Annotated in this window: 12 protein-coding genes; 5 read left to right on the top strand and 7 right to left on the bottom strand. The window is 63.8% G+C overall.

Features of this window, described 5'->3' with window-relative positions:
- Positions 1-86 precede the first annotated feature (86 nt).
- Genes J5I97_RS18275 through xanC form a run of 6 tightly spaced genes read right to left on the bottom strand, consistent with a single transcriptional unit; the run spans position 87 to position 3,721 of the window.
- Positions 87-734 (bottom strand): LolA-related protein, encoded by a 648-nt coding sequence (locus tag J5I97_RS18275; protein WP_345776685.1) that lies wholly within the window; start codon positions 732-734, stop codon positions 87-89.
- Complete coding sequence (locus tag J5I97_RS18280) at positions 658-1,632, bottom strand: acyltransferase (protein WP_208588045.1); 975 nt, start codon at positions 1,630-1,632, stop codon at positions 658-660. Before J5I97_RS18280 ends, J5I97_RS18275 begins: the two co-directional genes overlap by 77 nt.
- Positions 1,629-1,916: a hypothetical protein gene (locus tag J5I97_RS18285; protein ID WP_002809656.1), complete on the bottom strand. Its 288-nt coding sequence runs from the start codon at positions 1,914-1,916 to the stop codon at positions 1,629-1,631. The genes J5I97_RS18280 and J5I97_RS18285 overlap by 4 nt, the downstream gene beginning before the upstream one ends.
- An 11-nt stretch (positions 1,917-1,927) precedes the next feature.
- Entirely contained in the window at positions 1,928-2,677 is a 750-nt protein-coding gene (locus tag J5I97_RS18290) for a lysophospholipid acyltransferase family protein (RefSeq protein WP_208588046.1), read from the bottom strand.
- Positions 2,678-2,730: 53 nt separating this feature from the next.
- Positions 2,731-3,414, bottom strand: a complete 684-nt coding sequence (locus J5I97_RS18295; protein WP_208591815.1) for a ketosynthase — start codon at positions 3,412-3,414, stop codon at positions 2,731-2,733.
- Between the two features lie 37 nt (positions 3,415-3,451).
- Positions 3,452-3,721, bottom strand: coding sequence for a xanthomonadin biosynthesis acyl carrier protein XanC (gene xanC, locus J5I97_RS18300; protein WP_208591814.1), 270 nt, complete (start codon positions 3,719-3,721; stop codon positions 3,452-3,454).
- A gap of 271 nt (positions 3,722-3,992) precedes the next feature.
- Between xanC and J5I97_RS18305 the strand changes: the two genes are divergently transcribed.
- Both J5I97_RS18305 and J5I97_RS18310 read left to right on the top strand, forming a co-directional pair.
- Positions 3,993-5,351, top strand: a complete 1,359-nt coding sequence (locus J5I97_RS18305; protein ID WP_208588047.1) for an NAD(P)/FAD-dependent oxidoreductase — start codon at positions 3,993-3,995, stop codon at positions 5,349-5,351.
- On the top strand, positions 5,348-6,385 hold the full coding sequence (locus J5I97_RS18310; protein ID WP_208588048.1) for a pteridine-dependent deoxygenase: 1,038 nt from the start codon (positions 5,348-5,350) through the stop codon (positions 6,383-6,385). Before J5I97_RS18305 ends, J5I97_RS18310 begins: the two co-directional genes overlap by 4 nt.
- Positions 6,386-6,422: 37 nt before the next feature.
- On the opposite strand, the gene J5I97_RS18315 is transcribed toward J5I97_RS18310, so the two are convergent.
- On the bottom strand, positions 6,423-7,766 hold the full coding sequence (locus tag J5I97_RS18315) for an AMP-binding protein (RefSeq protein WP_208588049.1): 1,344 nt from the start codon (positions 7,764-7,766) through the stop codon (positions 6,423-6,425).
- 460 nt (positions 7,767-8,226) lie between these two features.
- Here J5I97_RS18315 and J5I97_RS18320 point away from each other — a divergent pair, with 460 nt between their 5' ends.
- The 3 genes from J5I97_RS18320 (at position 8,227) to J5I97_RS18330 (ending at position 12,184) form a co-directional block, all read left to right on the top strand.
- Positions 8,227-10,587: a S9 family peptidase gene (locus tag J5I97_RS18320; protein WP_208591816.1), complete on the top strand. Its 2,361-nt coding sequence runs from the start codon at positions 8,227-8,229 to the stop codon at positions 10,585-10,587.
- Between the two features lie 308 nt (positions 10,588-10,895).
- Positions 10,896-11,612 (top strand): hypothetical protein, encoded by a 717-nt coding sequence (locus tag J5I97_RS18325; protein WP_208588051.1) that lies wholly within the window; start codon positions 10,896-10,898, stop codon positions 11,610-11,612.
- Complete coding sequence (locus tag J5I97_RS18330) at positions 11,609-12,184, top strand: hypothetical protein (RefSeq protein ID WP_208588053.1); 576 nt, start codon at positions 11,609-11,611, stop codon at positions 12,182-12,184. The genes J5I97_RS18325 and J5I97_RS18330 overlap by 4 nt, the downstream gene beginning before the upstream one ends.
- Positions 12,185-12,492: the final 308 nt, after the last annotated feature.

The raw sequence follows: 12,492 nt of genomic DNA on the forward strand, positions 1-12,492 counted from the left end.
CAGCGCCTCTTGCTTGCCGAGGACGGTCGTTTGTCTGTTGCTAAAAGCGTGTCCCGACTGCGCACGCAAGACCCACACGCAGTGCGTCACTCGCCAAAACCATGGCACAACGTCGTCAGCGCCGCCGCATCGATGACGCTCGCAGCGTCACGTGCCGCACCGGCCAGCAGCGTGCGTTGCACCTCGCCCTTGACAGGCAGGCTTTCGATGCAACGCAGCTCATCGTTGCGTCCGTACAGACGCAACTCGCGCACCTGCTTGGCGACGGCGGCGTCCTTGGGCTGCAGCGTCAGTTGCCACGCCTTAGGCTGGCCTTGTCCACTGACGCGGTATTGCTGTTCCAGCAGCGCGCGGTCGCCGACCAGCAACGCGCCGAAGCCGGACTTCAATCCGGCCAATTCGGGCACGCGGCTCAGCGAAAACCGCCGCGGCGGTTTGCCTTCGCGTTCCAGCACGCCTTCGTCGCCTTTCAAGGTGGTGGTCTCGCGATACGGCAGGCTGACTTCGCGCACCAGCGTCTGCGCATCCGGGCGACGGTAGTGGCCCTGCACGCGCAGCGGCGTCTTCAGCAGAGCAGAACCACGCAGTTCGACAAACTCGGTGCCGACCGGCGCGGGGCGAGCCAAGCCCTGCAGCACTTGACCGACGTCCAGCGTCTCAGGCGGTGCGGCGCATAGCGGTGCGGCGCTGAACAGCAGTATCAGCATCCACGGCAGGGTGCGGCACATCGGCATGGTGGGTGTTCCAGAAATCGTAGAAGTTGAACCAGTTGTAAGGCGCGCAGCATGTGTAATGTTCCAGCCTGGCGGCGTAATCGCGCATGAGTAACGCAAGCGCCGGCGCACGCTGGCGACGCGGTACCTCCAGGCCTTCGCTGAACGTCTCGAACGCAAGTTCGTAATGATTGCCGCCGCGATACAGGCCGAACGCCAGCACCACTGGCACCTTGAGCGCAGCGGCGATCAACCATGGCGAAGTCGGAAACATCGCGTTACGGCCGAGGAACATCGCAGGTAGCGCCGGGTCGCCCTCGCGCGGGCGATCGATCAGCAGCGCGACCAGCGCACCGGCGTCGGTGGCCTCCTTGATCGCCATGACGATCGAGGTGGCATCCATGCCGGCATCGATGATATCGGCAGCCAATTGCGGATTGAGCGCGCCCAGCAGATCGGTCATGGCGCGGTTGTGCGCCTTGTCCAGCACCACCTTGACCTGCACGTCCGGGCGTTCGGTGGCCAGCACGCGCAGCGCGTCGAAGCTGCCCAGATGCGAGCCGAAGATCAGCACGCCGCGGCTGCGCTCCATTTGCGTGTGCAGTTGATCCAGCCCGGTAATGTCGACACGGAAGCGCTGCATCTGCCCGCACAGCATGTACACGCGGTCCAGGATCGTCGAGGCGAAGGTATGGATATGCCGAGCCACATCGCGCAGCCTGGCCGGGCGTCCCAACACGCGCGCCAGGTAGGCGCGCGACGCGGCGCGCTCGGGCGCACGCACCAGCAAAAAGTAAAGCGTGATCGGGTATAGCAGCGTCCGTGCCACCGACCGTCCGGCGTGCCGGGCGATGCCGCGGATCAACCACAGCGCAAAACGCCCGCCACCTTCCGGACGCTTCTTCCAATGCTTGCTCATGCCGCCGCCTCCGCTACCAGTTCGCCACTGACCAGCAACACGCCTGCACGTTGCACGCGAAAACGCCAACGCGGGCCATCGCCATCCAGCGTCACCGAGGCGGTCTGGCCGGGCAGCAACGGCTGTACGAACTTTACCTGCGGCAAACGTGCTGCGGCCCTTGGACCATGCAGCGCTTCCACCGCCTGCAGCACATGGTCGAGCACGACCACGCCAGGCACCACGGGGCGACCGGGAAAATGCCCGGGTAGGCAGGGATGATCATGCGGCACAACGAAATCCATAAGCGCAGAACTCAGATCCTGGGTTGAAGCATTGCAGCCACGACCTTGTGTGCCTGCTCGGTCAATTGTTGGCGGTCCGGCGCATCCGGAACGGTCACCGCGATCGGGTCGCCAATGCGTACGCGAATGATGCCGGGGCGCACCCTGAACAGACCATCCACCGGCAGCACCTTGCCACAGCCATCCACGGCAACCGGCACGACCTGCACACCAGCATCGATAGCGGCCTGCAGCAGCCCGGCCTTGAATGGCAATAGTGCGCCAGTACGACTGCGCGTGCCTTCGGGAAACAGACACAACTGTTTACCCTCGCGCAGCAGCGCAGCGGCCTGGCGTCGCACCATCGCCCCGGCACGGCGGCTGTCGCGGTCCAGAAACAGCATGCCGGTGGCCCGCGCATACCAATTCACGAACGGCACCTTGAGCATTTCGTCTTTGAGCAGAAACCGCAGCGGCACCGGCAGGGCCATGAACAGCACGCAAATATCGATGACGGACTGATGATTGCTGACGAACAGATAATTCCTGGACCAGTCCACCCGCTCGCGGCCTTCCACGATCAGTTTGGCCCCGGCGCCACGCAGCAGCACCGGCGACCACATCCAGCCACCCATGCGCAGCAGCCGATCAGCATCACGCGTGATCGCCAGCACCGCCAATGCATACACGATCCCGCCTGCGGTGAACGTCAGCGTGAAGGCTAATTGCAATAGGTTGAACACAGCCCACGCCAATCGCAACGGCATCCTTGGCAACGGCATTTTTGTCTTGTCCCGGAAAATATGCACGTACGTCGCTATCCATGGCCACGCACTCAGCGCAGCAGATCGCGCCAGAATTCCGGCCCGAGCCGCGCCATCTGGTGCAGGAAGTCTGGCAGATTACGATAGGGACGCTGTGGAAACCAGCGACCGCGCAATAGATATTCAGCCACAAAGAAGCCGCCAACTACGCCATAGGCCAGCAGATTGGCGAACAGCGAGGCACGTGCATCGCTGATTGTCAGCGGAGAATCGTATCCCAATTGCACCAGCACGCCACTGGGTTCGGCACATAGACCGAGCACTAGGTTGACCAGGGTCAGACCACACAACAGCAGCGCCCAGGCCAGGGTGAGACGGCGGGTATAGCGGTATTGCTCGGGCGAGATCGGCATGCCGGCCTGGCGATACAGCCCTTCGACAATGCAGGTGATCAGCGGCGTGCGCCCGGGGCGCAGGCTGCGCCCGAAGAACCAGGCGATCCCGCCGGTGAACACCACCGGCGGCGCGGCCAGCAGCAACATCGCGTACGGTGAGTGCCACAATGCGCCCAGGCCGACCAATGTCAGCAGCGCCAAAGCCCAGGCCCAGGCCCGGCGCGCGGCCATCGGTTCGATCAACACCATCAGCACCAACAAACTGCCCGCGATGACGGCCAGATCGGGGCGATGGCTGGCATTGGCCCAATGCGCCAGCGGCGAATACGCCAGCGCCAACAGCACGCCCAGCCCAAGCACCCACGGGGGCGCATCGCTAGGCGCTGACGGCGGGACCTCAGACGGTCTTGTGGGTTTGGACATGCGCCGACAATGCGCGCAGCGACGCGAAGATACGACGATTTTCATCGGTGTCCGAGCGCAGCTGGAAGCCATAGCGCTTGCTGATCGCCAGCGCCAGTTCCAGCGCGTCGATCGAGTCGAGCCCCAACCCGGTATTGAACAGCGGCGCCTCCGGATCGATGTCGGCGGGCTGGACGTCTTCCACGTTCAGACTTTCGACCAGGAGTTCGGCCAGTTCACGTTCGGCGGCGGTTTGCGAGGACATCCGGAGCTTCCACAGGTGAGGGTCGAGCGAGGAGATTGAGAACAAGCAACAAGCATCGCGGGCGACCATTGGATTTCGATGGGCACCGCGTCGAACCGCAGTGTACGTTGCCGCACCTGCCGATCCGGGCACCGACCACGTTCGACTGGCGGCCGCACCGCCATGTTGTCGGCTGTTGTTCGAAGTGGATCGGCGGCCGGCACAGCTGTAAGGGCCGTCTGTCAGGCTATCATGTCTGAATGATGCTCGCTCGCTGCAGGTTCGTTCCAAGATGACTTCCACTGCTGTTAGCTCAACCCCGGAAGCCGGTCCGGCCCTAGGCCCCGAGTGTCCGGATGTCTTGATCATCGGTGGCGGTCCGGCAGGTTGCGCGGCGGCCATTGTGCTTGCCGAGCTCGGCTGGTCGGTCACCCTGCTCGAAAAAGAGCAGCACCCGCGCTTCCATATCGGCGAATCGTTGCTGCCGATGAACATGCCGATCCTTGAGCGCCTGGGTGTGCTCGAAGACGTGCGTGATATCGGTGTGCTCAAGCTTGGCGCCGATTTCCCCAACGATAGCGGCGGCTACAACACCTTCCGTTTTTCGCATGCGCTCGATGCCAGAGCCGATTACGCCTTTCAGGTACCGCGTGCGCAGTTCGATCAAATGCTGTTCAAGCGCGCGCGCGCGGTCGGCGTGGATGCGCGCGAGCAGGTCAAGGTCGAGCGGATGGAGTTCGATGGCAAACAACCGGTGCTGCAGGCACGCACTGTGGACGGCGGCGTGCAGCACTTCCGCCCGCGCTATCTGCTCGATGCCAGCGGTCGCGACACTTTTTTGGGCAACCGCTTCAAGCTAAAACGCGCCAATGCCAGGCATCAATCGGCCGCATTGTTCAGCCATTTTCGTGGGGTGGCGCGCCGACCGGGCGAGGATGCCGGCAACATCAGCATCTACCGGCATGCGCATGGCTGGATGTGGCTGATCCCGCTGCCGGACGACATCATGAGCGTAGGCGCGGTCTGCTACCCGGAATATATGAAGACGCGCAAGGGCGACAGCGAAGGCTTTTTCATGCGCACGCTGGCGCTCAATCCGGAGCTCAGTGCGCGCATGATGGGCGCCGAGCGCGTGGCACCGGTGCACGCCACCGGCAACTATTCCTACGAATGCACGCAAATGGCCGGGCCGCGTTGGTTGATGCTGGGCGATGCCTATACGTTCGTCGACCCGATGTTTTCGTCCGGCGTGTATCTGGCCATGCATAGCGCCGAGCGCGGTGCAGCAATGGTGGATCAGGCTCTGCGCGCGCCGCAGCACGAGGCAAAACTGCAACGCGCGCTGCAGCGCGACCTCGCGCGCGGCGTGGATGAATTCAAATGGTTCATCTACCGCTTCACCTCACCGACCATGCGCGCCTTATTCGCGCAACCGCAGAACACCTTGCAGATGGAACAGGCGGTCGTCGCGATGCTGGCCGGCGATGTCTTCGACAGCCCGAAAGTGCGCCTGCGCCTGCGTGCCTTCCGCGCCATTTATGCACTCACCACCTTGTCGATGATGCCGCACGCCTGGCACTCCTGGCGCCAACGCCGACGCCAAGCCAAGCTCGGTTTCGACGGCGACACCTTGCAAAGAGACGCGCAATGACCGCGTCCCAGGCCCAGACCACGCGCGCTGTGCGCCATCCCCGCCTGCAGGTCGATTATGTCGACCAGACCGACCCATTCACACTGCTGGCCAATCCGCACGTATTGGCCGTGTTCGGCTTTGGCGATGCCGCACCACGCCTGGACGACCCGCGTTATCTACGCGTGCCGTTGCAGCCGTATCGGGCCAGCGTGCTGGAAGTGTGGCGCACCAATGCGTCGGTGCGCAGTGGCCGCGACGGCAACATTGCCTGGTCCAGCGACGGGCACCTGCAATTCGGCGTGATCGAGATCGACGAGCAGGATGTCGACATCGAAGGAGCCGCTGCGAAAGCGTACGCGCAGATCACTGCGTTCGTCAGCGGCAGCCAGACACCGCGCCTGCTGCGTATCTGGAATTGCCTGGATGCGATCACTTTGGGCACCGGTGACCGCGAACGCTATCGGCAATTCTGCGTGGGCCGCGCACGTGGCCTGGGCGCGTTCGATACCGCACAGTTGCCCGCCGCCACTGCGGTCGGGCGCTGTGATGCCGAACGTATCATCCAGATCTACTGGCTGGCAGCCGCCGATGCCGGCACTCCGTTGGAAAATCCACGCCAGGTCAGCGCATACAACTACCCGCGCCAGTACGGCCCGCAGCCGCCAAGTTTTGCGCGCGCCATGCTGCCGCCTGCCGGCAGCGACATGCCGCTGCTGCTGTCAGGCACCGCCGCCGTGGTCGGGCATGCCTCAATGCACGCCGGTCAATTACTGACGCAGATGGAAGAAGCCTTCGCCAACTTCGACGCCCTGCTCGGCGCCGCGCGTCAGCACGCACCGACCCTACCCGCGCAGTTCGGCGCAGGCACGCGCCTGAAGGTCTACGTGCGCGAACACGACGACCTGCCCAAGGTCGCGCAAGCCCTGGACGCCCGCTTCGGCGATGCCGTTCCGCGCTTGTTGCTGCATGCAGTGATCTGCCGCGCTGAGCTGGCGGTGGAGATCGATGGGGTGCATGGGTGTGATATGCAGGCAGTCAATCCCGACGCTTGATACAACACACCGGTAACGCTCCATGTGAGACCCGCAATCAGCCGTTGAGCAACCCCAGCACCACCTCGCGCGGCAGTTTGCCGGTTTCGTTGCGTGGCAGTGCGGCAAGTTTGCGCAGGCGGCGTGGGAGGAAGACGGTGTCGACGCTGAGGCGTAGTGCGTCCAGGATCTGCGCTTCGTCCAGGGTTGGGGCAACCACCAGTGCGGCGATGCGACCGACCGCCTGACCGGGGTCGGGTGCGAGTTGCACGATGGTGCCGTCGACGACGCCGGGAATGGCGAGGAGGCGACGGGTGAGATCGGCCAGCGATGCGCGTTTTCCGGCAATTTCCAGCAAATCGGCTTGCCGGCCGCGCACCCGGAAACGGCCGTCGTCGGCCACATCCATCATGTCGGCCAGCAACACTGGCGTGGCCAGATGCGGCGCGTACACCAGGGTGCCGGTCGCCTGCGTCTCAAGACGTACGCCCGGCAGTGGTGTCCAGGCGGCTTCCAGCGCGGTGCGGCGCACAGCGAACACGCAGGTTTCGGTGGAACCGAACATCTCGCGCACTTCACCGCCAAAACGCGCTTCGGCAGCGGCCGCGATTTCCTGCGCCAGCGGCGCGGTAGCGGACACGATGCCAACCAGCGGCGGCAAACGCACGCCGGATTCGATCAACGCACGCAGATGTACTGGTGTAGTCACCAACACGCGCGGTTCGGGGACATCGGCCAGCGCGTGCGCCACATCGTCCGGGAAGAACGGCCGCCCGGCATGCACCGCCAGTGAGGTCACCATCGGCAGCAGCACCGACAGTTCCATGCCGTACATATGCTGCGGCGGCACCGTGGCGACCACATGTGGCACCGCGTCGGTGTGCGCCCACAGGCTTTGCAGCGCGACCAGATCCTGGCGCGTGCTAGTTAAGAAACTGCCCCAGGTTTTTGGATTGGGCTGCGGGCTGCCGGTGCTGCCGGAGGTGAAGCCGATCGCCACCAAAGCATCGTCGGCCAACTGTGGAATCGGTCCCTCGGCCTGCGGCAACTCGGCCGGCAGCTGCCAATAGCGTGGCGGTGCCAACTCCAGCGCCAGATCGCCCAGGCAATAGGCGTCGGCATGGCGCTCCTGCACTTCGCCGACCACAGCCGGTGCGCGCGAGGATGGCAGCAGCGACACCTGACCACGCAGCGCGCAGGCGTAGAAAGCAACCATGAAGCGGTAGCGGTCTTCGCATAGATTCACCGCGTGCTGGCCGTCCGGCAATTGCTGGGCCAGACCGTGCACGTGCGCGATGAAGGTGGCCAGAGCGACCGACTGCCCCGTGCGCCAAGCCAGCGGCCGGTCAGGCGCGCCAACGGCCATCGGATGGAAAACAGAAGAAGCAGGCAGGCTGGACATGTGAACCGACGATCGCAAAATCACGCTAGCTTGGCCGCCACCCGGGCTGCTGGCAAGTCGGGAGGTTTCCGTGTGCGGCGAAGAGCATCTGTCGCAGCTGCCGGGTGGGCACCGCCAGCGTTCGGGCGTGTAAAGGTGGCGTTTTGCGCGTTCCTTCCACATCCGCCTGGCTACTGCCTGCGACGTTTTTGGTCGCCGCTTTCAAAGTGAGTTGGTCAGAGCATCTGCACTGCGCTTCTGGCGCGCGTTGCCGGCCGCGCCCGCATCGCTGCTGTTCACTGCATCTGCCATCGTCGCCCAGCATACCGAATGGCCGGGTTCGCCACTTTCAATGGCTCTGCATTTCGATGAGGCGACATCTACAGTCTCCACACATGACCTGTAGCCCAAGCCCGCTGCGGAAGCGAACTGCTAGGCTTGCCCGCTCTCCATCTGCGTCCGTTCGTTTCCGATGCCCAGATTGTTGCCGTTGACTCTTCTGCTGGTGGCCGCCACTGCGCATGCGCAATCGGCCGCACCGCTTACCATCGAACAGGTGATGGCCGACCCGGATTGGATCGGGCCGCCGGTGGAACAGGCTTGGTGGCAGTGGGACGGCAAGCAGGTGCAATACCTGCTCAAACGCAATGGCAGCCCTGTGCGCGACACCTATCGCCGGAGCACCAGCGGTGCCGCGGCAGAACGTGTGGCCGACAACGCCCGTGCCGGCCTGGATGCGGCAAACCCTATCTACGACGCAACCCGGCAACGTATGCTGTTTGCGCGCAATGGCGACGTTTTTTTGCGCGATCTGCGCTCCGGTGCGCTGACCCAACTGACCCGCAGCAACGAAGTCGAATCGCGACCACAGTTCGCCAGCGATGGCGGTGCTATCTGGCGTACAGGCAACGACTGGTACCACTGGCGTGCCGATGGCGGCACCGCGCAGGTTGCGGTGGTCAAGGCCGAGCGCGACCCCAACGCGGCGCCCAAGGCCGATGTGTTGCGTGAGCAACAACTGGCCACGCTTGCCACGTTGCGCCGCGATCGCGAGCAGCGCGATGCTCTGCGCACTCAGGAAGATGCCTGGCGACGCGCTGATGCGACGCGCGCGGCAGCGCCAGTCTATCTCGGCGATGAGGTGGAGATCGTCGACAGCGCGTTGTCACCAGACGGCCGCCATTTGCTGGTGGTCACCCAGGCCAAGAGTGCCGCAGAAGGCCAAGCCGGCAAGATGCCCAAGTATGTGACCGAATCCGGTTACGAAGAATTCCAGGAAGTGCGCACTCGCGTCGGCCGCAATGCGCCGATGGCGCATGCGCTGTGGCTGGTGGACGTCGCAACAAGCAGCGCCAAACCGCTGCCCTTCGACGCGCTGCCGGGCATCGCCGTCGATCCACTGGCTGCGCTGCGCAAGGCGGCCAAGCGCGATGCTCTCAAAGGCAACCGCGCGGTTCGCGTGGAAAGCGATGGCGAAGGTAGCGGGCCGGCGGTGCATTGGAGCGATGACGGCCGCAACGTGGCGGTGGAAATCCGTGCGGTGGACAACAAGGACCGCTGGATCGCCAGCGTGGATCTGGACAAAGCCCAGTTGCAGCCGCGTCATCGCCTGAGCGACAGCGCGTGGATCAACTGGGACTTCAACGACTTCGGCTGGCTGCCCGACAACCGCACGCTGTGGTTGCTGTCGGAAGAATCCGGCTATTCGCAGCTGTACACGGTAGAAGGCGACGGCAAGCCACGCCAGCGCACGCGTGGCAAATGGGAAGTGTCGATGCCGGTGCCCAGCGCCGATGGCAGCGGCATGTTCTTTTTGTGCAATCAGAAATGGCCGGGAGATTACGAAGTCTGCAAGCTCGATCTGCGCACCGATCAGCTCACTGCAGTCACTGCATTGAAGGGCGTGGAAGGCTTCAGTCTGTCGCCGAACGGTCAGCAGGTGTTGGTGCGCTATTCCGGCAGCTACCTGCCGGCGCAGCTGGCGGTGGTGCCGGCTGCAGGCGGCCGAGCCACGGTGCTGACCGACACGCGCACGCCGGCATTCAAGGCGCAATCGTGGAGCGCACCGCAGTACGTGCAGGTACCGTCCAGGCACGGCGCCGGCACGGTGTGGGGCAAGTATTACGGCCCGCAAAATCCGGTGCCTGGCAAGCAGTATCCGATCGTGATGTTCGTGCACGGCGCCGGTTACCTGCAGAACGTGTCGGAGCGCTATACGCCGTATTTCCGCGAGCAGATGTTCCACAACCTGCTGGTGCAGCAGGGCTACATCGTGCTGGATCTGGACTATCGCGCATCGGAAGGCTACGGCCGCGACTGGCGTACCGCGATCTACCGCAACATGGGTCACCCGGAGCTTGAGGACTATCTGGACGGTCTGGATTGGCTGGCGACGCAGAAGCAGGGCGATCGCATGCGCGCCGGCATTTACGGCGGGTCGTACGGGGGCTTCTTGACCTACATGGCGCTGTTCCGCAGCCCCGGTACCTTCAAGGCCGGGGCCGCACTGCGGCCGGTCGGTGATTGGATGCAATACAACCACGAGTACACCTCCAACATCCTCAACACGCCCGATCTCGATCCGGCGGCGTACAAGGCGTCTTCGGCGATCAATTACGCCGAGGGGCTGCGCGACCATTTGCTGATCGCGCACGGCATGATCGACGACAACGTGTTCTTCAAGGACTCGGTGGACATGACCCAGAAGCTGATGGAGCTGCACAAGGACAACTGGCAGGTGTCGCCGTATCCACTGGAACGCCACGGCTTTACGCATGCCGATTCGTGGTTGGACGAGTACAAGCGCATCCTCAAACTGTTCAACGAGCAGGTGAAGCCGTAAGGCGCGCGGTTGCGATGCGGCAGGGCGATGGGTGATACCTCGCCCTGCTGTCGACATGCCGTGCATCAGAGTTGCCGGACCTTGCCGCAGGCATCAGCGGTCGCATAGCGCGCGCGCTGTGCTGTGCCTTGATCTGGCACAGGTTGCTTTGCACTCACCTCAACGTACGCAACTGGCTCTAAGCTTGGCGCAAGATCGGCAGATCACTGGCGCGTTGCGCTCCTCTGCCCGGTCCGCCGCCTGACCGGTGCGCCGTCGGCATAGCGGCAGCCTTCCATTCAACAGTCGGCGCACATAAGGTAGATGCGATGGGCCTGTGGGACCGTTTATTGGGACGCAAGACCGCAGCGGCGAAGACGCCGCGCGAAGAACCGGCAATGGCGCCGATGCCTGCCGCAGACGCTACGGAGGCCGCCGCCGATATTGATCCGGTATTGCAGCCGGCGCTGACAGCGTTTCAGCGCGGCGACCACGTGGGCGCTTACAACGCTGCCCAGGTACAGCTGCAAGTCGGTGCGGATGCGCAACGCTTGTGCGCGCTGGCATTGAGCGCACTGGACAGGTATCGGGAGGCATATCCGCACTGGCTGGCGCTGTACGAGCTGGAGCCCACGGCGCACAGCGCGCTGCAACTGGCAACCACGTCGGTGATGTGCAACGAGATCGATCGTGGCGAAGAATGGCTGCTGACCTTCGACGATTTGAACGCGCAAGAACGTTCAACCTCGCCCGCCACTGCACGTACCAGCTTCCTCGCCGCGCTGACTCGCGCCGGCCACGGTGCGCACGCGCTGCCGCACTTGGAATGGTTACGCGAGGCGTATGCCGGGATGTCGATCACCGACAACCATTTTCTGCATGTGCGCGGGCTGCCATTGTTCGATGCATTCCTGGAGCGCAGCACGCCGTTGTTGCGTGAATGCCTGCCAGCCAACGCGCTGCCCGGCTGGTATGCGCAACTGCAGCCATCGCTGGATCCTCCTGGCCAGGCCGCAGTGGCCGCACACATCGCGTCGCTGCAATGAGCACGTCAGTAACCGGGTCACCACGACCAGGCGGCGGCTTCGTCACGTCGTTGGCATGGGTGTCGTTGTTGCTGGGGGTGGTCAGTGCGATGGCCAATCTGTTGCAGATCGTGATGCTCGCGATCATGCCGGACGCCACTTCAATGGGGCTGCCCGAAGGCATCACATTGCCGGCGTCATGGCAATGGTTGATCGATCATGCGTTGTTGTTGTCGGTTGTGGGCGTCGTGCTGTCCGCCGCATTTGCGTGGCTCAGCTGGGCGTTGCTGCGGCGACGCGAATGGGCGCGGGTGGGGTTCGTGGTGGTGTTGCTGGCGACAGGGCTACTCAATTTCGGCGGCCTTGCCTTGATCGGGCCATTGTTCGAGGGTGTGCAGGCAATGCTACCCGCCGATGTACTGCATAGCCCGGAGTGGCCGGAAATGCAGGCGCGCTTGCAGGCGACCCGCCAAGCCGCGTTGCTATTGACCGGCCTGGGCGCCTTGGCGATCGGCTGCGTGCATGCAGCGGTGGCATGGCGGCTATGCACTTCCGCGGTATGTGCGGAGTTTGCGTCGTCACGCTCGGACTAAGCGTTCGCTTAGGTTTGATCCACTCCTCGGACGGCTTCGACAGCGTGCAGTTAGGTGTCCGGAGACCTCTAAGCTATGACTGGATTAATTTTGCGGAGGCTGACAGCTTAGCCCCCGAGTTCGCGGCAACGGTCCTGTACTTGGATGTAGATGCGTTTCGAGTGAGCAGTCGCGGGCAAACTTGGCGGAGCTATTGGACGACGTGAAGCTTGATGAGATGCGTCGCGCGCTGTTTGGTGGCCGCTGTTAGAGGCAACTGACGCACAAGTCGGTGACGCGTATCTCAACGTGTTGCGGCGAGCCGCCAG

It is taken from the genome of Xanthomonas fragariae, assembly GCF_017603965.1.
Taxonomy (GTDB): Bacteria; Pseudomonadota; Gammaproteobacteria; order Xanthomonadales; family Xanthomonadaceae; genus Xanthomonas; species Xanthomonas fragariae_A.

Bases quoted from the DNA above. Each gene is read 5' to 3' on its own strand.
- J5I97_RS18330 (WP_208588053.1), top strand. From the start codon at position 11,609: ATGAGCACGTCAGTAACCGGGTCACCACGACCAGGCGGCGGCTTCGTC.
- J5I97_RS18310 (WP_208588048.1), top strand. From the start codon at position 5,348: ATGACCGCGTCCCAGGCCCAGACCACGCGCGCTGTGCGCCATCCCCGC.
- J5I97_RS18285 (WP_002809656.1), bottom strand. From the start codon at position 1,916: ATGGATTTCGTTGTGCCGCATGATCATCCCTGCCTACCCGGGCATTTT.
- xanC (WP_208591814.1), bottom strand. From the start codon at position 3,721: ATGTCCTCGCAAACCGCCGCCGAACGTGAACTGGCCGAACTCCTGGTC.
- J5I97_RS18280 (WP_208588045.1), bottom strand. From the start codon at position 1,632: ATGAGCAAGCATTGGAAGAAGCGTCCGGAAGGTGGCGGGCGTTTTGCG.
- J5I97_RS18290 (WP_208588046.1), bottom strand. From the start codon at position 2,677: ATGCCGTTGCCAAGGATGCCGTTGCGATTGGCGTGGGCTGTGTTCAAC.
- J5I97_RS18305 (WP_208588047.1), top strand. From the start codon at position 3,993: ATGACTTCCACTGCTGTTAGCTCAACCCCGGAAGCCGGTCCGGCCCTA.
- J5I97_RS18325 (WP_208588051.1), top strand. From the start codon at position 10,896: ATGGGCCTGTGGGACCGTTTATTGGGACGCAAGACCGCAGCGGCGAAG.
- J5I97_RS18275 (WP_345776685.1), bottom strand. From the start codon at position 734: ATGCCGATGTGCCGCACCCTGCCGTGGATGCTGATACTGCTGTTCAGC.
- J5I97_RS18315 (WP_208588049.1), bottom strand. From the start codon at position 7,766: ATGTCCAGCCTGCCTGCTTCTTCTGTTTTCCATCCGATGGCCGTTGGC.